This window comes from Pseudoalteromonas luteoviolacea NCIMB 1942, from assembly GCF_001625595.1.
Taxonomy (GTDB): Bacteria; Pseudomonadota; Gammaproteobacteria; order Enterobacterales; family Alteromonadaceae; genus Pseudoalteromonas; species Pseudoalteromonas luteoviolacea_A.
The window spans coordinates 89,826-108,765 of the sequence record NZ_AUXT01000112.1 but is presented as its reverse complement, the minus strand read 5'-3'; the positions used below and the strand labels follow the sequence as shown (position 1 = coordinate 108,765).

Annotated in this window: 23 protein-coding genes; 15 read left to right on the top strand and 8 right to left on the bottom strand. The window is 42.5% G+C overall.

What is annotated here, in order from left to right:
* Positions 1–158: 158 nt before the first annotated feature.
* A complete protein-coding gene (gene zapE / locus N482_RS06175; protein ID WP_063376255.1) occupies positions 159–1,247 on the bottom strand; it encodes a cell division protein ZapE in 1,089 nt (362 codons plus the stop codon).
* Positions 1,248–1,385: 138 nt separating this feature from the next.
* Between zapE and N482_RS06170 the strand changes: the two genes are divergently transcribed.
* The 3 genes from N482_RS06170 to N482_RS06160 all read left to right on the top strand — a co-directional run bounded on the left by N482_RS06170 (position 1,386) and on the right by N482_RS06160 (position 4,552).
* On the top strand, positions 1,386–1,841 hold the full coding sequence (locus tag N482_RS06170) for a YhcB family protein (protein WP_063376224.1): 456 nt from the start codon (positions 1,386–1,388) through the stop codon (positions 1,839–1,841).
* A 181-nt stretch (positions 1,842–2,022) separates the two neighbouring features.
* Complete coding sequence (locus N482_RS06165) at positions 2,023–3,375, top strand: DegQ family serine endoprotease (RefSeq protein ID WP_063376223.1); 1,353 nt, start codon at positions 2,023–2,025, stop codon at positions 3,373–3,375.
* A gap of 103 nt (positions 3,376–3,478) precedes the next feature.
* Entirely contained in the window at positions 3,479–4,552 is a 1,074-nt protein-coding gene (locus N482_RS06160) for a trypsin-like peptidase domain-containing protein (RefSeq protein WP_063376222.1), read from the top strand.
* A gap of 25 nt (positions 4,553–4,577) precedes the next feature.
* Here N482_RS06160 and murA read toward each other — a convergent pair whose 3' ends face one another.
* The 7 genes from murA to N482_RS06125 are packed head-to-tail and all read right to left on the bottom strand — an operon-like array spanning position 4,578 to position 9,249.
* Positions 4,578–5,843 (bottom strand): UDP-N-acetylglucosamine 1-carboxyvinyltransferase, encoded by a 1,266-nt coding sequence (gene murA / locus N482_RS06155; protein ID WP_063376221.1) that lies wholly within the window; start codon positions 5,841–5,843, stop codon positions 4,578–4,580.
* Positions 5,844–5,855: 12 nt separating this feature from the next.
* On the bottom strand, positions 5,856–6,113 hold the full coding sequence (locus N482_RS06150; protein ID WP_063376220.1) for a BolA family protein: 258 nt from the start codon (positions 6,111–6,113) through the stop codon (positions 5,856–5,858).
* 5 nt (positions 6,114–6,118) lie between these two features.
* On the bottom strand, positions 6,119–6,412 hold the full coding sequence (locus N482_RS06145; RefSeq protein WP_063376254.1) for an STAS domain-containing protein: 294 nt from the start codon (positions 6,410–6,412) through the stop codon (positions 6,119–6,121).
* Positions 6,405–7,091, bottom strand: coding sequence for an MlaC/ttg2D family ABC transporter substrate-binding protein (locus N482_RS06140; protein ID WP_063376219.1), 687 nt, complete (start codon positions 7,089–7,091; stop codon positions 6,405–6,407). The genes N482_RS06145 and N482_RS06140 overlap by 8 nt, the downstream gene beginning before the upstream one ends.
* A 6-nt stretch (positions 7,092–7,097) precedes the next feature.
* Positions 7,098–7,643 carry an outer membrane lipid asymmetry maintenance protein MlaD gene (mlaD, locus tag N482_RS06135; RefSeq protein WP_063376218.1) on the bottom strand — a complete coding sequence of 182 codons (546 nt, stop codon included), beginning with the start codon at positions 7,641–7,643 and terminating at the stop codon, positions 7,098–7,100.
* 11 nt (positions 7,644–7,654) lie between these two features.
* Positions 7,655–8,434 (bottom strand): lipid asymmetry maintenance ABC transporter permease subunit MlaE, encoded by a 780-nt coding sequence (gene mlaE / locus N482_RS06130; RefSeq protein ID WP_063376217.1) that lies wholly within the window; start codon positions 8,432–8,434, stop codon positions 7,655–7,657.
* Positions 8,431–9,249: an ATP-binding cassette domain-containing protein gene (locus N482_RS06125; RefSeq protein WP_063376216.1), complete on the bottom strand. Its 819-nt coding sequence runs from the start codon at positions 9,247–9,249 to the stop codon at positions 8,431–8,433. The genes mlaE and N482_RS06125 overlap by 4 nt, the downstream gene beginning before the upstream one ends.
* Positions 9,250–9,472: 223 nt before the next feature.
* Here N482_RS06125 and N482_RS06120 point away from each other — a divergent pair, with 223 nt between their 5' ends.
* The 12 genes from N482_RS06120 to mgtE all read left to right on the top strand — a co-directional run bounded on the left by N482_RS06120 (position 9,473) and on the right by mgtE (position 18,918).
* On the top strand, positions 9,473–10,435 hold the full coding sequence (locus N482_RS06120; protein WP_063376215.1) for a calcium/sodium antiporter: 963 nt from the start codon (positions 9,473–9,475) through the stop codon (positions 10,433–10,435).
* Positions 10,436–10,444: 9 nt separating this feature from the next.
* Positions 10,445–11,416, top strand: coding sequence for a KpsF/GutQ family sugar-phosphate isomerase (locus tag N482_RS06115; RefSeq protein ID WP_063376214.1), 972 nt, complete (start codon positions 10,445–10,447; stop codon positions 11,414–11,416).
* A 1-nt stretch (position 11,417) separates the two neighbouring features.
* Positions 11,418–11,969, top strand: a complete 552-nt coding sequence (gene kdsC / locus N482_RS06110) for a 3-deoxy-manno-octulosonate-8-phosphatase KdsC (RefSeq protein ID WP_063376213.1) — start codon at positions 11,418–11,420, stop codon at positions 11,967–11,969.
* Positions 11,966–12,520, top strand: coding sequence for an LPS export ABC transporter periplasmic protein LptC (lptC, locus tag N482_RS06105; RefSeq protein ID WP_063376212.1), 555 nt, complete (start codon positions 11,966–11,968; stop codon positions 12,518–12,520). The genes kdsC and lptC overlap by 4 nt, the downstream gene beginning before the upstream one ends.
* A complete protein-coding gene (lptA, locus tag N482_RS06100) occupies positions 12,507–13,040 on the top strand; it encodes a lipopolysaccharide transport periplasmic protein LptA (protein ID WP_196761531.1) in 534 nt (177 codons plus the stop codon). The genes lptC and lptA overlap by 14 nt, the downstream gene beginning before the upstream one ends.
* Positions 13,037–13,762 (top strand): LPS export ABC transporter ATP-binding protein, encoded by a 726-nt coding sequence (lptB, locus tag N482_RS06095; RefSeq protein ID WP_063376211.1) that lies wholly within the window; start codon positions 13,037–13,039, stop codon positions 13,760–13,762. Before lptA ends, lptB begins: the two co-directional genes overlap by 4 nt.
* A 41-nt stretch (positions 13,763–13,803) precedes the next feature.
* The gene (locus N482_RS06090) at positions 13,804–15,312 is read left to right on the top strand and encodes an RNA polymerase factor sigma-54 (RefSeq protein ID WP_063376210.1); all 1,509 of its coding nucleotides are present in this window, start codon (positions 13,804–13,806) and stop codon (positions 15,310–15,312) included.
* Between the two features lie 26 nt (positions 15,313–15,338).
* Positions 15,339–15,626 (top strand): ribosome hibernation promoting factor, encoded by a 288-nt coding sequence (hpf, locus tag N482_RS06085; protein ID WP_023397244.1) that lies wholly within the window; start codon positions 15,339–15,341, stop codon positions 15,624–15,626.
* A gap of 2 nt (positions 15,627–15,628) precedes the next feature.
* Positions 15,629–16,084, top strand: coding sequence for a PTS IIA-like nitrogen regulatory protein PtsN (gene ptsN / locus N482_RS06080; RefSeq protein ID WP_063376209.1), 456 nt, complete (start codon positions 15,629–15,631; stop codon positions 16,082–16,084).
* Positions 16,085–16,096: 12 nt separating this feature from the next.
* Positions 16,097–16,939 (top strand): RNase adapter RapZ, encoded by an 843-nt coding sequence (gene rapZ, locus N482_RS06075; RefSeq protein WP_063376208.1) that lies wholly within the window; start codon positions 16,097–16,099, stop codon positions 16,937–16,939.
* Complete coding sequence (locus tag N482_RS06070; RefSeq protein WP_063376207.1) at positions 16,939–17,217, top strand: HPr family phosphocarrier protein; 279 nt, start codon at positions 16,939–16,941, stop codon at positions 17,215–17,217. The genes rapZ and N482_RS06070 overlap by 1 nt, the downstream gene beginning before the upstream one ends.
* A gap of 342 nt (positions 17,218–17,559) precedes the next feature.
* Entirely contained in the window at positions 17,560–18,918 is a 1,359-nt protein-coding gene (gene mgtE, locus N482_RS06065) for a magnesium transporter (protein WP_063376206.1), read from the top strand.
* Positions 18,919–18,940: the final 22 nt, after the last annotated feature.

The following is an 18,940-nucleotide window of genomic DNA, read 5'->3' as shown; positions in this document are numbered from 1 at the left end:
TGCTTCAACCCCTTCGAGTTTAAGACTTTTTTGCCGCTCAAGCCGGTGGCTAAGCCGACGAGGGCTATAGAACGCAACGTGGCAGGCCGCGGATTATAGCAAGGGTAGTTCGGAAAAACCAGCACAAGGCTGACTTTTCCGCCAGAAATCTTGTTTTATCAAGCTAGGTGTTCTCGGGATAGATATTCGAGTGACTGCATTTCTTGTAAGCGGCTGATACAACGCTTGAATTCAAAGTTTAATGTGCCTTGCGTATAAATGTCATTGATTGATGCTTCTGAAGAAATGATCAAAGTTACGTTGCGCTCATAAAACTCATCTACCAAGGCAATAAATCGACGCGCCGCGTCATCATTTGATTGCCCCATTCGCTTTACGTTTGATAAAATAACCGTGTTATATAGGCGACTTATTTCCATGTAATCGACTTGCGAACGTGCTGTTTCACATAACTGTGTAAAGTCAAACATGGCGATGCAATCTGACACTTTACGTGTTTTGATCATTCGTCCTTCGATTTCTATTTCCGCGTCCAAGACACCTGGCTCTGGTGATAATTTATCAAAGTACTCAAATAAGTTGTGATCTGCTTGTTCATCTAGCGGACTATGAAATATTTCGGCAGATTCTAAAGTGCGTAACCGGTAATCAATTCCAGAGTCTACATTTACCACCTCAGTATTAGCTTTTACCAAAGCTATCGCAGGAAGGAATCGAGCTCTTTGTAAGCCATTGCGATAGAGTTCATCAGGAATAATATTTGAAGTCGCAACTAATACAATGCCGCGTTCAAACAGGGCTTCCATCAGTCCGCCCAATAGCATTGCATCAGTAATATCTTGAACAAAAAACTCGTCAAAGCAAATGATATCCGTTTCGGCTTTAAAAATGTCTGCAACCACATTGAGTGGGTTTTTTACTTCATTGAGTTTTTTTAGCTCGTCATGCACGCGATGCATAAAACGGTGGAAGTGCACACGCATTTTTCTTTCACTTGGAAGCGCTTCATAAAAAGTATCAACTAAATATGTTTTACCCCTGCCAACGCCACCCCAAAAATATAGACCTTTCACCGGCTCCACTTGCTTATTACCAAACAACTTTGAAAAAAAGCCCTTTGACTCAGCAGGTTGAGCTATTAAATCGTCATATAAGCGCTGTAAATGCTTTACTGCATTTTCTTGCGCACTGTCGTACTGAAAGTCATCTCTTTTAAGATCTTGTTGATACTTTTCCCAAGGCGTCATCATATTTTTTATTGAACTGAGCAGTTTTCTTTGCCGAGTATATTAACACGCATCCAAACTCAGCGTATATTTAAGCTATCGATAGATGGTATTTTTAGCATATTAAAATAGGTGGCTTCACCTTATACAGGAGTAAGTATGACAACAATCGCATGGTTGGGCTTATTGATCATCGTGGCAATCAGTGCATTTTTCTTAGGTTCACTATTCACTAAAAAACAATTTAAGCACGAAGAAATCGAGCAACAAGCGAAGCAAGCTGAGCAAAACTTAGAGCAATATCGTCAAGATGTTGCGGATCATTTAGCAAGCACCAAAAAGCTAGTTGGTAAGATGCAAGACAACTACAGTCAGTTGCTGCAACACGTTGAAGACACTAACCAACTATTGTTTGAAGAAAAGAGTAAAAAGCCAAGCGAGCCATTTTTCTCTAAGGAAACAACAGAGCAATTACAAGCTTCTTTGCGGGCACGCCCTGAAAAGCGCCGTAGTGATGAATCCACTTACACGAATCCACCCGTGGATTACGCTGAAGGTGAAAGTGGTTTATTTACCGACGACCGTTCAAAAAGCGAGCAATTAAAAACCCCTTAGTGAACTTTTTTTTGACCTCATAGTCTGTAGAAATAATTACTGAATCATTGAGCAAAGATTTTCTCTGCTCAGGGACTAAATCACCTTAGTGCATAGCATGAATAAATAGTAACTATTTATTTTTTATATACTTTATCGCTAAGGATGAATCAACGCTGTAATTTAGGAGAATTTCCAGACTATGAGATTAAAATTAACTTTATTATCCGCAGCGCTTTTATCTTCCAGTATGCTTTTGCTACCAAACACTTCTGAGGCAAAGCTACCTGTTGCGGTTGACGGACAGCAACTTCCGACCTTAGCACCAATGTTAGAGCGCGTAACACCCGGTGTCGTGAGCATCCAAGTTTCTGGCGCAAAAGAAGTACGCCGCCGTGTAGATCCTTTTGACTTTTTCTTTGGCAATCCAGCACCAAGAACACAGAAAAGACCATTCAGCGGCCTAGGCTCAGGGGTCATCATTGATGCTGATGAAGGGTACGTCGTTACAAACAACCATGTTATCGATGAAGCAGATAACATTATTGTGACACTTAAAGACGGTAGAGAGTTTAAAGCAAAACTGATTGGTGCAGATAAAGAATCAGATGTCGCATTATTACAAATTGATAATGATGACCTAACGGAAGTAAAGCTGGCTGATTCTGACAAATTACGTGTGGGTGATTTTTCAGTTGCTATTGGTAACCCATTTGGTTTAAGTCACACGGTAACCTCAGGTATTGTCAGTGCGTTAGGACGCAGTGGCTTGAACATCGAAGGCTACGAAGACTTCATCCAAACTGATGCCGCGATTAACCAGGGCAACTCTGGCGGCGCATTAGTTAATTTAAATGGTGAATTAATTGGCATTAATACCGCGATATTAGGTGCTTCGGGTGGCAATGTAGGTATTGGCTTTGCCATTCCATCAAACATGATGAAAAACCTAGTCGACCAAATTATTGAATACGGACAAGTTCGTCGAGGCTCTTTAGGCATTGTGGGGCGCACGCTCAATGCAGGTCTTGCTGAAGCCCAAGGGTTTGATGTGAAACAGGGCGTATTCGTTCAAGAAGTGACGCCTGACTCAGCCGCGGCAGAAGCTGGCATAAAGGCAAATGACGTAATCACCCGTATTGATGGTGACAAAATCGAAAGCTTTGAAGAGTTGCGCGGCAAGATTGCTACGTTAGGTGAAGGCCGAGAGATTCAAGTGAGTATTCACCGTGATGGCAGAAACCGTAATCTAGACGTTAAACTCCAAGGTCAGAACGAACGTCAAGCACAGGCCGATCGTATACATCCAAGTCTGCGTGGCGCTGTGTTAGAAAGCAGCGAGCGCAATGGCAACCAAGGCATCGTTGTGGTCAATGTTGAAGAGCGTTCACCAGCGGCACGCGTTGGCCTGCAAGAGGGCGATGTCATCATGCAGGTTAATCGACAAAGAGTGACAACTGTTAGGGAGATGAAACGCCTAGTTGACGATATTCAAGGTAATATTGTTTTGGGTATTAAGCGCGGTAGAGACTCGGTGTTCTATCTGATCCAGTAGTCATTTCAAAAAAATTATCAAGATCTGCGCAGCGACACTTGTCGCTGCGTTGTTTTGTGTCATCATGTCTTTCATAGCAAATAAACGTGAATAACAACAACCTGTGCTTCAAATTATTAGAACTGTGTTGCCCCCCGTTGCCATTGGGTTTGTAATTGCCCTTTTGATTCTATGGCTAACACCTGAATTTAGGACCAAGGCAGGCAACCTCAATGTCCCATACACCGTGCAACAAATGAGCTTTGCCAATGGTGTAAACAAAGCCGCACCAGCTGTGGTCACGATTTTCTCAGAAAGCTTTAGTCAAGTACCTCGATTTAAGCGTCAAAACCGCATTCAAGAGCTTGGTTCGGGCGTCATAATGACTTCTGATGGCTATATACTCACCAATTACCATGTCATTAATAACGCTGATCAAATTATGGTTTTACTTCCTGATGGCAGGCAATACTATGGTGTACTCATTGGCTTTGATACCATCACCGACTTAGCTGTTTTAAAAGTTAACGAAGAGCATCTTCCTGTTATTCCAGTCAATGACAATATTTCGCCCAGAGTGGGTGATGTGGTGCTGGCTATAGGTAACCCCCTTAATTTAGGGCAAACGATTACTCAGGGCATCATCAGTGCGACAGGCAAACAGTCTCTCACTGACAGCCAGTACAATAGCCTGCTACAGACTGATGCCGCAGTAAATGTCGGTAACTCAGGGGGGGCACTGGTTAATTCAAATGGTGTATTAGTAGGCATTACTTCAGCGCAATTTACTACTCGGTATAACATCGATATTGAAGGTATCTCGTTTGCTGTGCCCTACAGCTTAGCCAAAGATGTCATGACAAAGATAATTGAGGATGGGCGAGTTATTCGAGGGTATTTAGGCTTTGTTGGTTCAGCAGTCGATAACGAAGGTCAGCTGATAACCAATGTATACACTCCTATTATGGGACTCAGGATAAGCGAGCTTGACCCTTTAGGTCCTGCTTGGCAAGCTGGTATGAAAGACGGTGACATAGTGACCAAGGTTGCGGGAAAAAGCATCACCAACCCCCAACAAACACTGCGTATTATAGGAAATACCGAGCCGGGCACATCGCTAGAATTTGAGGTATACCGCAATGGTGAAATATTAATTTTTATGGTGGAAGTCGCCGAGTTGGAAACTCCCCTCTATTAAAAAAAGCGAGCTTAGCTCGCTTTTTTTAATTGTGTTTACGTTTGATATTGGCACCTAAACGACTGAGCTTATCCTCAATCTTCTGATAGCCCCTATCTACGTGATAAATGCGGTCTACCACGGTCTCTCCTTCCGCCACAATTCCTGTCAGAATCAGACTTGCCGAAGCACGTAAATCAGTTGCCATAACCTGTGCACCAGACAGGTGCTTGGTTTCATCACAAATCGCCATGTTCCCTTCCAAGCGAATATTCGCGCCCATACGTTGTAACTCTGGCACATGCATAAAGCGGTTCTCAAATATCGTTTCAGTGATAGTTGCACTGCCATTGGCAACAACATTAAGCGCGGTAAATTGCGCCTGCATATCTGTTGGAAACCCTGGGTGTGGCATAGTTTTTATATTCACAGCTTTAAGCTCTCTGTCTTTCATACTGACAAAGATACTATCATCGTTCACTTCAACGAGAGCATTAGTCTGGCGTAGCTTTTCTAACACAGGTTCCAAACTTGAATGATCCGTGTTACGGCACAACACCTCACCTTTACTCATGGCAGCGGCTACTAAAAATGTACCTGTTTCAATACGATCAGGTAAGATTTTGTGCTCACACCCACTTAGAGATTCAACCCCTTGAATTTCAATGCGGCTAGAGCCTGCGCCAGAGATCTTCGCGCCCATTGCGATTAAACACTGCGCCAGATTAATTATTTCTGGTTCACGAGCAGCATTCTCTAACACGGTAGTGCCATCCGCCAAAGTTGCTGCCATTAACAGATTTTCGGTTGCGCCTACAGAGACTGTTTCCATCAGAATTTCAGCCCCTTGTAAGCGTGTACCAGCTGGTGTTTGCGCGTTTATATAGCCGTTTTCTACACTAATTTGCGCACCCATTTTTTCCAGCCCAGATATGTGTAAATCAACAGGTCTGGCACCAATCGCGCACCCTCCGGGTAATGACACTTGAGCTTTACCAAAACGCGCAAGAAGCGGACCAAGAGCAAGTACTGATGCTCGCATTTGCTTGACTAACTCATAAGGCGCTAAAATCTTATCTACTGTTGCACCATTGACTTCTAATAAGTCACCACGCCAAGTAACATCAGCACCAAGCGTTCTCAACAAAGCTTCGGTTGTAACAATATCTCGAAGTTGTGGCACATTACTAAAGGTGCTTTTACCATCAGCAAGCAATGCAGCAAATAGGATAGGGAGAGCCGCGTTTTTGGCTCCCGAAATAGTGACTTCACCGTTTAAAGTGGTGCCACCTTGGATAACAAACTGATCCATTGTGGCTCCTACTTATTGTGGCAAGATGAATTTTTGTTCGCGTTGCCACTCGCTTGGAGTAAATGCCTTGATACTAACAGCATGAATAGTGCCATCTTTGATAACTTCCATCAAAGGCGCATATACCATTTGTTCCCTTTTAACACGTCTTAATCCATCAAAACATTCCCCAACTGCAATCACTTCATAATGACTACCATTGGCTTTCACTTTTACCTCTTCTAAGGTCAAAGATTCTTGTAACACAGTTTCGACTTGATTAGTTTCCATTGGACTCACTCAAATAAGTTTGTGACCTGCCCCAATTCCATTAAATTTTGCAATTGTTCAGGTCTATTCTTCAACTCAAGGCGTACACCTTGTCGTTTTAATTTGCCTAAAGAGTGAATTAACCAAGCTAAACCCGCGGTGTCAACCCTTGAGACCTCACAAAGGTCAAAATAGAGCACTGACTGCGCATTTTCTAACAATTGATTAAGAAATGATTCATTTACCAAGGTGTCACGGGTCAATTCTCCCGTAACCGAAATGGAGTCTTCACCGACCTTGTTAAATTGCAGATTAGGCATTGCCATCATCCCCTCTAAACTGCACAGGTAACTTACTTTTCTTATCCAGTAGAGTGATTACATGCTCGATACCTTGCTGACGTAAAATACCGTGAAGCTCACTTTGTTTTGCGTCTAACAAACTGATCCCCTCAGCCATCATATCAAACGCACGCCATTCACCATTTTTGTTTTTACGGACTTTAAAGTCAATTTTGATATCCGGCTTACCGTCCTCAACAATCTTCGTTTTCACTGTCGCAACAGATTCCGCTCCGATGGCACGAGGCACTTCAAATTCAACTTTTTGGTCCGTATATTGTGTAAACACACCGGCGTAAGTGGCTACAAGGTATGATCTAAATACTATGATAAACTCCTTGATGTGCTGTACAGCTTGCTGTTTTTCCTTTTTATCTTTAATGGTGCGTACTTTTTGAATATAACTTCCTAATACACGGTAAGCTGCGTATTTGTAGTCAATATAAGGTAACAATTCCTGCTCAACGATGAGTCTTAGATGTTCTTTGTCTTTGGTTATAATCGCCTGTTCCCTTGCTACGCGCTTAAAGGTATTGTCAGCGACTTGTTGTACCATCTTGTATGGATCACTTAGATCAACTTGCTCAGCTTTTACGGCTTGAGACCAAAGTAACATCGCGAAAAGCGACACAAATATCTGGGTATAATTCTTAGTCATGATGTATTACTCACTTCCCTGATTAAATAAAAATTGACCAATTAGCTCTTCAAGTACCAGTGCCGACTTTGTATCAGTGATCATGTCGCCATTTTTCAGCGCTTTGCTTTCAACACCGAATAGGTCGTCTAAGTCCATTTCATCCTGATTAACAACTTCATTTCCTAAACATGACTGTTTGGCGGACTCAGCAGCAATTACAGGAGAAATACCTAAGTACTGCTCACCCAAAATACCCGACGTCAATATCGAAACAGAGGTTGTATCCGAAAACTGGCATTCATAAGTTTGATCTATGCTCATACTTACAACTGGCACAAATTCTTCTGGATGAATTTGAATGCCATCGACTCTACCAATAACAACGCCACCCACTTTAATTGGAGCGCGCGTTTTCAATGAGCCGATATTGTCAAACTTCGCCTGTAACGTGTATATTTCACCGTTGCCACTGATACCAGCATTAGCAACTTTCATTGCAAGCACAACGAATGCTGCAACACCTAGAGCCACAAATAAGCCCACTAAAATTTCTATTTTCCGTGTATTCATTACCCAAACCCTTAACTAGAAAACATCACTGCTGTTAATACAAAGTCAAACCCTAAAACAGCAAGCGAAGAGTGCACAACGGTCTCCGTTGTTGCTTTACTGATCCCCTCTGACGTTGGGATACAGTCATACCCTTTATACAACGCAATCCACGTTACGATTAACGCAAATACAAAACTCTTTATCAGACCATTCATTATATCTTGCTGTAAAGAAACCTGAGACTGCATAATCGACCAAAAACTACCCGAGTCGACACCCAACCAATCTACGCCAACCAGATGCGCACCTAAAATAGCAACAGCTGAGAAAATAAGCGCCAATAAAGGCATGCTTATAAAACCAGCCCAAAACCTCGGTGCCACAACTCTCTTAAGCGGGTCAACCGCCATCATCTCTAAACTCGAAAGTTGCTCTGTTGCTTTCATTAAGCCGATTTCCGCAGTTAGCGCACTACCTGCACGTCCTGCAAAAAGCAAAGCAGTCACCACAGGGCCAAGCTCACGTAATAAACTCAATGCCACAAGTGGCCCCAAGCTATCTTCTGCGCCATAGCCAACCAGCACTGTGTAGCCCTGTAGCGCGAGTACCATTCCAATAAATAAGCCTGAAACCATGATTATTAATAAGGATTGGTGGCCAACCATATACAGCTGTTTTATCAACAGTGGTGTGCCCTTACGTAAATTAGGCACGTTCAACAATGCACCGAGTAGCATTTGCGTTGCTCTGCCGATTGACGCAAAGCGACTAAGCGTTTTATGGCCTATCTTTTGTAATATATCTATCACTGCGTATCTCCACTCAGTAGCTCTTCTTCGTATGGCGCAGCATTAAAATGAAATGGTACAGGGCCATCGGCAAGTCCTTGCAGAAATTGCTGAACAAGCGGGGAACTATGAGCCAACATTTCTTCTGGCGAACCACTACCAATCACTCCCTGCTCAGCAATAATAACAACATGATCTGCAATACTGAGCACTTCGGTAACGTCATGGGTTACTATCAGAGAAGATAATCCCAATACCTCATTTAATGATTTGATCATGCGCACCAGCACGCCCATCGAGATAGGGTCTTGGCCAGCAAAAGGCTCATCGTACATAATCAATTCAGGATCTAATGCTATTGAACGGGCTAATGCAGCTCTTCTAGCCATACCACCAGATAGCTCTGACGGCATGAGTTCTCGAGCTCCTCGAAGACCTACCGCCTGAAGCTTCATTAATACGATTAATGTAATTAAATCTTCACTGAGTTGAGTGTGCTCCCTTAAAGGGAATGCCACATTATCAAATACCGACATATCCGTAAAAAGCGCACCACTTTGAAACAGCATACTCATCTGTTTACGTGCCTGATAAAGTTCGGAACGAGACATCGCTGGCACACTGGTGCCTTGAAATGTGATATCACCACTATCTGGGCGAAGTTGCCCTCCTATCAGACGCAACATGGTGGTTTTACCAATACCACTTGGTCCCATGATGGCTGTAATTTTACCTTTCGGCACTGAAAAGCTCATATTGTTATATATGACTCTATCACCACGAGAAAAGGTTACATCCTTGACTTCAACGATTGACTGCGACAAGTCGCTCTCCATATATCGATTTCACCAATTGATGAATAATACTTTTTTTTACCTCAAGATGGAAAATGCAAATTGGTAAAATTTTGTAATTGAATTTGTTAAAGCACTTCACAAAATGCGCCACGCACACCGTAACAAGGCTACCAAGCGCATCTAATACGAGATTATTTATACATTTGATAATGCATTTGATAATATTTGTCGCACTTTAATTAAGTTACTCGGCATAGACTTCATGGTTTTATCTTTTGTCATTCTTATCTTAGGTTTTATAGCGCTGGTGTGGAGCGCAGACAGATTTGTTTTTGGCGCCGCTGCTTTAGCAAAAAATCTTGGTGTTCCCACCTTGATTGTTGGTCTTACGATAGTTGCAATGGGCTCGTCTGCCCCAGAGATGATGGTTGCCGCACAAGCTGCTTTATCAGATAAAACAGATACAGCCGTAGGTAATGCCGTAGGTTCGAACATTGCCAACATCTTTTTAGTGTTAGGGATCACTTCACTTCTTCGCCCCTTGGCTGTCGGTTCAGGTATCTTGAGAAGAGAGATGCCGTTGTTAGTAATCGTATCACTTGGTGCTTGGTACATAATAAGTGACAATTACTTCAGCGCTTTTGAAGGCGCAATACTATTAGCGGGATTCGCTTTATTTATATTGAGTTTGATATACATTACAAAGAAAAGCAGTCATGCTGATGAGGAAGACCCGTTGGTTTCCGAGGCATGTGACGAAGTCCCTAACAACGTACCAACAGGCAAAGCCGTTTTTTGGCTCATCGTTGGCATGATAGTACTTCCTATCAGCGCTGATTTTTTAGTTGATGCAGCTGTTGATATCGCCAAGCTCTTTGGTATGAGTGACTTACTAATTGGTTTGACTATCATCGCAATTGGTACGAGCTTACCCGAACTTGCAGCCTGTGTCGCAGGTGTACTGAAAAATGAAGATGACTTAGCACTTGGAAACATTATTGGGTCAAACATTTTTAATATTTTGGCAGTACTGTCAATCGCGGGACTTCTCAACCCAGCACAGTTAGACCTCAATATTTCAAGCAGAGATATCTTTGTGATGCTGGGCGCTACCGCAGCGCTCATCTTAATGAGCCTTAACTTCAAAGGAAAACGACAAATCAATCGCTTTGAAGGGGGCTTACTTTTAGCCGCTTTCATAGGCTATATGTACATGATCATTTAGGTGTTTGAAATGAAAAAAACGTCATTTGTCGAAACTGCTAAACGTGTTTTAAAAATAGAACAACAAGCACTACTTGAACTCGAGCGGTTTATTGATGAAAATTTTGTTTCTGCCTGTAATTTAATCCTTAATTGCAAAGGCAGAGTGATTGTGATTGGTATGGGTAAGTCAGGCCATGTGGGCAATAAAATTGCCGCTACGCTGGCCAGCACAGGCACTCCGTCATTTTTCGTGCACCCCGGCGAGGCCAGCCATGGCGACTTAGGAATGATTACCTCTGATGATGTAGCTCTGATGCTGTCAAACTCAGGGGAAACAGGGGAAGTCGTTGGGATAATACCTGTCATCAAACGAATTGGTGCACAAGTCATCAGCATGACAGGAAATGAAGAGTCCACTATGGCTCAACTTGCTGATATTCATTTGTGTATCAAAGTCTCTCAAGAGGCTTGCCCTCTTGGGTTGGCTCCAACCGCCAGTACCACAGCAACACTTGCAATGGGAGATGCTTTGGCCGTTGCGCTGCTGGAAGCAAGAGGGTTCACAGCAGATGACTTTGCACTCTCCCACCCAGGTGGCAGCTTAGGTAAAAGGCTGCTGCTAACGCTTGCAGATATTATGCATAAAGACAAAGACATACCAATTACTCCTATGGGCAGCTCTATTAAAGATGCACTTTTTGAAATGTCAGCAAAAGGCCTAGGAATGACAGCAATTGTTGATAGTCAAGGTAAACTAAGCGGTTTGTTTACAGATGGGGATTTACGCCGTGTGATAGAGCAGAAAATAGACTTACACAATGACACCATTGATTCAGTTATGACTATCTGCTGTACTACAGCAATGCCAGACATGTTAGCTGCCGAAGCACTGAACATTATGGAAAAGAAACGAATTAATGGCCTGATAGTGATAAATGAGGACAACCACCCCATCGGCGCCCTCAATACTCAAGACTTATTACGTGCAGGGGTTTTGTAGCATGCATTTTAGTGATTTATACCAACCAATTACACAGCAAACGACAGATAAATCAAAGGCGATTAAGCTTTTAATTTGTGACATAGATGGCGTTTTTTCTGATGGACGTATCTACCTTGGGAATCAAGGTGAAGAATTGAAAGCGTTCAATACAAAAGACGGGTTTGGCATTAAAGCACTTATTGAGTCAGGTGTTGAAGTCGCCGTGATCACAGGGCGTCATTCAGAAATAGTTAAGCAGCGTATGACTAGCTTAAATGTTAAGCACATATACCAAGGTCAAGAAAATAAAGTGGCGGCTTACGAAGAACTGAAGTCCACTCTAGGCTTAGAAGACGAACAAATTGCATATATTGGTGACGATGGGCCAGATATCCCTGTTATGCAACTGGTTGGTTTAGCCGTTGCTGTTGCAGATGCACACCCGTTAGTTAAACGGTTAGCTCATTACACAACAATGTTGCCAGGCGGATTTGGTGCTGTAAGAGAGCTAACCGATCTGCTTATGCTCAGCCAGAGTAATGAATTACTCTCAAAAGGTAGTAGCACATGACCAATTTGCGGGTCATATTACTTATAGTATTTAGTGTCATGATGCTATGGCTATGGTACCCATATATAACACAGCAAGATAAACTGACGATTCCTAAAGAAGAGGCTATTGCTAAGCCAGATTATGTCGCTGTTGACTTGAAACAGACGTCTTTCGCAGAAAATGGGCAGCTCAGTTACCAAATTACCGCTCAGAGAATGGAGTTGTATCAAGAGCTTGGTTTTAGTCATTTCGAAGCGCCGATTTTTATGCTCCATAATGGCGAACACAATTGGCAACTTGCAGCTAAAGAAGCCACGTTGTATGAGAACGATACATTAATTTTAGAAGGTGAAGTGACGGCAACTAATTTAATGCCAGCAGCAATGATCACACATATCAATGCTGACAACTTACGCTTAGAAATCACCAATCGAGTGATGCGCTCTGAACAACCAGTTGTCATCACCGGACCAAATGTAACTATCACGGGCAAAGGCCTGATAGCAGACCTTAATACTGAGGTCATTGAATTAATCAACCATACTGAAACGATTTATGATAAGCAATAAACTAAGTGCCACAATCTTATTTGCGTGTTCTATTGGACTTCTAGCACAAAGTGCATTTGCCAATACAGCGCCTGAACAGGTCATCATCAGTTCTGGAAAGCAGCAGGCACAACTGCAGACTAATATTGGCGTTTTTGAAGATAATGTAGAAATCATTCATGGCGCACGTAAAATCACAGCTGACAGATTGGAAGTACATCGTAGAGAAGAACTTGGGGACAACAAACAACTGTTGGTAGCGACCGGTAATCCCGCAGTCTTCCAAGAACAACAAGCCGATGGCAGTATCCTCAAAGCTAGCGCAAAAGAAGTACGCTACGATGTTGCGAATAGACTACTTACTATCAAAGGCAGTGCAGAGATCAGCCAAGCAGGTCAAAAGATATCTGCACAAGAGATACTCTATGATATGGACAAACAGCTGATCAGTGCTCAGCGCTCTGATCAAGAAGGTAAACGCGTCAGAACTGTTTTGTTGCCAGTGGATGAAAAGAAAGAAACGAAAGAGGAACAACCGTGAGCACACTCAAGGCCATTGCCTTGGCAAAAAGCTATAAAGGCAGACAAGTTGTCAAAAACGTTGAGTTAAGCGTAAAAGCTGGCAGCATCGTAGGCTTGCTAGGCCCTAATGGTGCAGGGAAAACCACGACCTTTTACATGATTGTTGGTTTAGTCCCCAGTGACAAAGGCAGTATCCAAATTGATGATCAAGACATTACTCTACTACCTATGCACAGCCGCGCGCGATTAGGCATTGGCTACCTGCCCCAAGAGTCTTCTATCTTTAGAAAACTTACGGTATATCAGAATTTAATGGCAATTTTGGAAACACGCAAAGAGCTCAACAAAGCGCAGCGTGAAGAAACATTAAACGAGCTATTGGACGAATTTAATATTCAACATATTAGAACAAGTTTGGGAATGGCTTTATCTGGTGGAGAGCGTCGCCGGGTAGAAATTGCGCGCGCATTAGCCGCTGATCCAAAATTTATTCTATTAGATGAGCCTTTTGCTGGCGTTGATCCCATTTCAGTGATAGATATAAAGAAAATAATCGAGCATTTAAAAAACCGTGGCATTGGTGTGCTGATAACTGACCACAATGTAAGAGAAACTTTAGATGTCTGCGAAAAAGCCTACATTGTTTCACACGGTGAATTAATTGCATCAGGTAGCCCTGAACACGTTTTAGCGGATCAAACTGTCCGAGATGTCTACTTAGGCGAACAATTCAGGCTATAGTTAAGAACAAGCGTAACAACAAAAAGGATTGTTAGAGATACATGAGGCAATCGCTACAGCTGCGCATGGGGCAGCAATTAACAATGACACCACAACTGCAACAAGCAATACGCTTGTTACAGTTGAGTACGTTAGACCTCCAGCAAGAGATACAAGAAGCGCTGGACAGCAATCCTTTATTGGAAGTAGAAGAAAACGAAGCAGAATCCTTTGACAATGGTCTGGACAAAACAAACGAACAACAAAGCACTGAAAAAACAGACGCAAATATCGACGACAACATCGACACACCATCTAGTGAGTATGAGCAAGACACAGATACCGCGCTCAACAAAGAAACGCTAAGTGATGAAATGGCTATGGATGTCACATGGGATGAGTATATTAGCGCAGCGCCGGTGAGCTCTTCAGGACCAATGCCTGAGGACGAAAGTATTTATCAAGGTAAAACAACTGAAAGCCTACAAGAATACCTCATGTGGCAACTTGAACTTACACCATTCAGCGCAACAGATAGACTTATCGCTCTCTCCATAGTTGAAGCAGTAGATGATTCAGGCATTTTAACGGTAGCCTGTGAAGATATTGTAGAAAGCTTAAATGTCGATAACGATCAGGAACCGATTGAGTTAGATGAGGTCGAAGCTGTACTAAAGCGCATCCAATTATTTGACCCAGTAGGTATTGCTGCGCGTAGCTTGCAAGAGTGCTTGATCGTACAATTAAATCAATTTGCAACAGACACCCCCTGGTTAACTGAAACCAAACATGTCATCGAAGAGTATATCGGTCTCTTAGCAAATCGTGATTACCGTACTATCATGAAAAAAACCAAGCTTAAAGAGCCTGAGCTAAAAGAGGTTATGACGCTGATTCATAGTTTGAACCCAAAACCTGCCGCCAGTATCGTGCAGGAAGAAGCGGACTATGTGATACCAGATGTATCAGTAAAAAAAGTGAAAGGCCGTTGGGCTGTAGAGCTAAACCCAGATTCGATGCCAAAAATTAGAGTCAACGATCATTATGCAGCCATGTCTCGCTCTGTAAAATCGAGTAGTGATAGCCAGTTTATTCGCTCACATCTGCAAGAAGCTAAATGGTTCATTAAAAGCCTAGAAAGCAGAAATGAAACATTATTGAAAGTAACTAATTGCATTGTGCAGCAACAACAGGCATTCTTTGAACATGGCCCTGAGGCGATGAGGCCTATGGTCCTCAATGATGTAGCTGAAATGGTTGATATGCATGAGTCGACTATTTCTCGTGTAACGACACAAAAGTATATGCACACGCCTCGCGGCATATATGAATTGAAATACTTCTTCTCGAGCCACGTAAGTACTGAGAATGGTGGTGAGTGCTCATCTACAGCAATTCGAGCACTTATCAAAAAGCTAATCGCTGCTGAGAACTCAGCCAAACCACTGAGTGATAGCAAAATTGCAGATGTATTAGCTGATCAAGGTATTAAGGTGGCAAGACGTACTATTGCCAAATACCGAGAGTCTTTGGCTATTCCACCGTCTAATCAGCGCAAAAGCTTGATATAGACGTAACAAAAGAAGGAAAAATGCTTATGCAACTAAATTTAACTGGTCGCCATGTAGAAATTACCGACTCATTAAGAGACTACGTAACGAGTAAGTTTGCGAAGCTGGAAAGGCATTTTGATCACATAAATAATGTTCATGTCATTTTAGATGTCGAGAAACTCATACAAAAAGCAGAAGCTACACTTCACGTCAATGGTGGTGAATTATTTGCCTCTACAGAGCATAAAGACATGTATGCAGCAATAGATGGCCTAATTGATAAATTAGATCGCCAAGTTATTAAACATAAAGAGAAGCTAACTCGACACTAATCATGAAACTTAGCGCACTTATTTCCGAGGACTGTAGCAAAGCTGCAGTCCTTTTTAATAGCAAAAAAAGAATTCTCCAATATATTAGCGAATTAGCGCAACAAAAAATCCCTGATTCCAATCAACATGATATTCTCGAGGCGCTGTTGAATCGAGAGAAACTTGGTAGTACAGGTATTGGAAAAGGTATCGCTATTCCTCATGGTCGATTATCAGGACTCGATAAAGTTCTAGCAATCATACTCGTTAACCAACAAGCCATCCCTTTTGACGCTTACGATGATCGCGGTGTTGACGTTTTTATTGCACTCATCGTACCAGATGGTGAAAATAAACAACATTTAGAGACCTTAGCAAGCATCGCTGATAAACTTAATAATAAGGTGTTTTGTAAACGTATTCGACAGGCAACAAACGACAAGGAACTTTATCAAGTCCTTGTTGAATTTGACAATTAATAGGAATTAACCGTGGAACTCATAATTATCAGTGGTCGCTCTGGTTCAGGTAAATCAGTTGCATTGCGAGTCTTAGAAGATTTAGGCTATTACTGCGCTGATAATATCCCCGTTAACCTGCTTCCAGCACTAGTACGCAGTGTGTCCGATGGATACGATAAAATTGCCGTTAGTATTGATGTGCGCAACCTGCCAAAAGAACAGCAAGAGTTTCACGATATTTTGGGATATTTACCTGGATTTGCTAATCCGAGTGTCTTTTATCTTGATTGCGATGATCAAACCTTGATTAAACGGTTCTCTGAGACCAGGCGACTACACCCATTATCTCTAAATGATCTGCCACTTGATTTAGCAATTAAGAAAGAGAGAAACCTCTTGGACGTGGTGATTCGTCGTGCTGATGTGACAATTGATACCACAGAATTAAGTGTTCATCAGCTGGCAGAAAGCGTCAGAGAAAAGATCCTTGGTCAGAAAGATAAGCAACTGATTATTACTTTTGAATCATTTGGCTTTAAGCATGGAATTCCAAAAGAAGCTGACTATGTATTCGATGCGCGCTTTTTACCCAATCCTCATTGGGAGCCAGAACTCAAGCCTTTAACTGGATTAGACCAGCCCGTTAAAGACTACTTAGCTAGCCACAGTATTGTGCAAAAGTTTATTTGGCAAATTCAAACTTTTATGCAAACGTGGTTACCCCATTTAGAGCGTAATAACCGCAGTTACCTGACTATTGCCATTGGCTGCACAGGTGGACAGCATCGCTCAGTTTACTTAGCACAAACTCTGGGAGAGCGTTTCACTCGTACTCATGCCAATGTAAAAATTCGCCATAGAGAGCAAGAGTAATGGCTCCAAAGTGGGAAGATACCTTTTTGATCCGCAATAAACTGGGACTTCACGCGCGTGCAGCCACAGTTTTAGCCCAGTTGTCAGCGCAGTTTAATGCGCAGATCACACTCTACCAAGGCGATAAAAGCGCACCAGGCGATAGCGTATTAGCACTGTTGTTGTTAGAGAGTAGTCAAGGCAAAACCGTTCGTGTTGAATGTACAGGGCCAGACGCTCAAGGCGCTTTATTGGCAATCGGTAACCTCATTGAAGATAAATTTCACGAAGCAGAGTAACGCCAAAACACCACCGCATTTATCACTGTAGCTTCATTATTTAGAAAAATAATCAGGTAAGATATGGTGCAAATGTAAACTCTTATATAATAATTTTAATTTAAACAGCTATAATCACTATACAAAATTCTTTACACTATTTGAGTTTAAGTGGTTTTGATACAAACCCATATTATGTAACCTGCATACATCTCATAGCAATGGTCCTTGTAATTGCTACTGCATCCACATGCCAGCGTTGCAAAGATATAATTGTGCTACTGATTAATCTAAGCCTGGTTTAATTTTGGCACATTGTGATAAGAACATTTTGATCTATAAATAATTAATTTTAGGAAGCCTATGCCAGACGTTGTTGAACAAGACTATACACTGGAACAATTGCAGCAAGTCACCAAAGCTATTAACAGTGGACAGTTTGTTCAAGTCAGGCAAACCTTAGCAGAGATCCCACCATGCGACACCGCATTACTTCTAGAGTCTTCACCGCTTAAAATTAGAAGCACGCTTTGGAAGCTTGTCGATCCCGATATTCAAGGAGATGTACTCGAAGAGTTATCTGAAGATGTTCGTCTGAGTATCATCGCCAAGATGGAGCCTGAGCTCATTGCCGCCGCAACCGAGGACATGGACGACGATGACCTAGGTGAGGTATTAAGAAGCTTACCTGATCCTGTCTATCAAGACGTTATCAGTGCAATGGACAGTCAGGATAGAGCTCGAGCGACGCTTGCACTCTCCTACGAAGAGGACTCCGCAGGGGCTTTAATGAATGGTGATGCCATCACAATTCGGCCAGATGTATCGCTCGACGTTGTACTAAGATATCTACGGTTAAAAGAAGAGTTACCGCAAGGCACTGACGACCTATACGTAGTAGACAAAGAAAACCACTTTTTAGGTTCATTACCAATAGGGGTTTTATTAACTAACCCACCCGACAAACTTGTCGAGGAGTTAATGAATGAAGAACGAGAAACTATTCCCGTTTCGATGAAAGAAAGTGATGTAGCCCAATTGTTCGAGCGCCATAATTGGATCTCTGCGCCCGTTGTGGACGACCAAAGCCAATTACTCGGCCGAATAACAATCGACGACATCGTTGATGTAATCAGAGAAGATGCCGAGCATAGCCTACTGAGTATGGCTGGTTTAGAAGATGAGGAAGATACGTTCGCGCCCGTCATGAAAAGTAGCCAAAGACGCTCTATCTGGCTAGGTATTAATCTACTCACCGCTTTATTAGCCGCATTTGTGGCCAGCTTTTTTGAGAGCACTCTAGATATCTTGCCAATTTTAGCGGTACTTAACGGTATTGTGCCCAGTATGGGCGGTGTTGCAGGCAGTCAAACGCTGACTCTGGTGATCCGGGGTATTGCACTTGGCCATGTAAACCAAACAAACCAGCGTTTTTTACTTGGCAAAGAGCTGGCAATAGGTGCTTTGAACGGTATTTTGTGGTCGCTCCTCATTGCGGGCGTCGTGGCATTGTGGCAATGGGATTTTAAACTTGGTGCAGTCATCGCTTTTGCGATGTTTATGAATTTAGTCGCGGCAGGTATCGCGGGAGCAAGTATTCCACTGATTTTGAAGAGAATGAAGATAGATCCTGCGTTAGCTGGGAGTGTAGTGCTAACCACTGTCACCGACATTGTAGGTATTTTTGCGTTCTTAGGTACCGCAACGTGGTTTTTACTCTGAGCATAGTCCAGGGTAAAAACCA

Coding starts and splice junctions, on each gene's coding strand:
- N482_RS06150 (WP_063376220.1), bottom strand. CDS start 6,113: ATGGAAACTAATCAAGTCGAAACTGTGTTACAAGAATCTTTGACCTTA.
- N482_RS06070 (WP_063376207.1), top strand. CDS start 16,939: ATGGCTCCAAAGTGGGAAGATACCTTTTTGATCCGCAATAAACTGGGA.
- hpf (WP_023397244.1), top strand. CDS start 15,339: ATGCAACTAAATTTAACTGGTCGCCATGTAGAAATTACCGACTCATTA.
- N482_RS06145 (WP_063376254.1), bottom strand. CDS start 6,412: ATGCCTAATCTGCAATTTAACAAGGTCGGTGAAGACTCCATTTCGGTT.
- mgtE (WP_063376206.1), top strand. CDS start 17,560: ATGCCAGACGTTGTTGAACAAGACTATACACTGGAACAATTGCAGCAA.
- lptC (WP_063376212.1), top strand. CDS start 11,966: ATGACCAATTTGCGGGTCATATTACTTATAGTATTTAGTGTCATGATG.
- N482_RS06090 (WP_063376210.1), top strand. CDS start 13,804: ATGAGGCAATCGCTACAGCTGCGCATGGGGCAGCAATTAACAATGACA.
- N482_RS06120 (WP_063376215.1), top strand. CDS start 9,473: ATGGTTTTATCTTTTGTCATTCTTATCTTAGGTTTTATAGCGCTGGTG.
- N482_RS06165 (WP_063376223.1), top strand. CDS start 2,023: ATGAGATTAAAATTAACTTTATTATCCGCAGCGCTTTTATCTTCCAGT.
- murA (WP_063376221.1), bottom strand. CDS start 5,843: ATGGATCAGTTTGTTATCCAAGGTGGCACCACTTTAAACGGTGAAGTC.
- mlaD (WP_063376218.1), bottom strand. CDS start 7,643: ATGAATACACGGAAAATAGAAATTTTAGTGGGCTTATTTGTGGCTCTA.
- kdsC (WP_063376213.1), top strand. CDS start 11,418: ATGCATTTTAGTGATTTATACCAACCAATTACACAGCAAACGACAGAT.
- N482_RS06140 (WP_063376219.1), bottom strand. CDS start 7,091: ATGACTAAGAATTATACCCAGATATTTGTGTCGCTTTTCGCGATGTTA.
- N482_RS06115 (WP_063376214.1), top strand. CDS start 10,445: ATGAAAAAAACGTCATTTGTCGAAACTGCTAAACGTGTTTTAAAAATA.
- N482_RS06170 (WP_063376224.1), top strand. CDS start 1,386: ATGACAACAATCGCATGGTTGGGCTTATTGATCATCGTGGCAATCAGT.
- lptA (WP_196761531.1), top strand. CDS start 12,507: ATGATAAGCAATAAACTAAGTGCCACAATCTTATTTGCGTGTTCTATT.
- zapE (WP_063376255.1), bottom strand. CDS start 1,247: ATGACGCCTTGGGAAAAGTATCAACAAGATCTTAAAAGAGATGACTTT.
- N482_RS06125 (WP_063376216.1), bottom strand. CDS start 9,249: ATGGAGAGCGACTTGTCGCAGTCAATCGTTGAAGTCAAGGATGTAACC.
- ptsN (WP_063376209.1), top strand. CDS start 15,629: ATGAAACTTAGCGCACTTATTTCCGAGGACTGTAGCAAAGCTGCAGTC.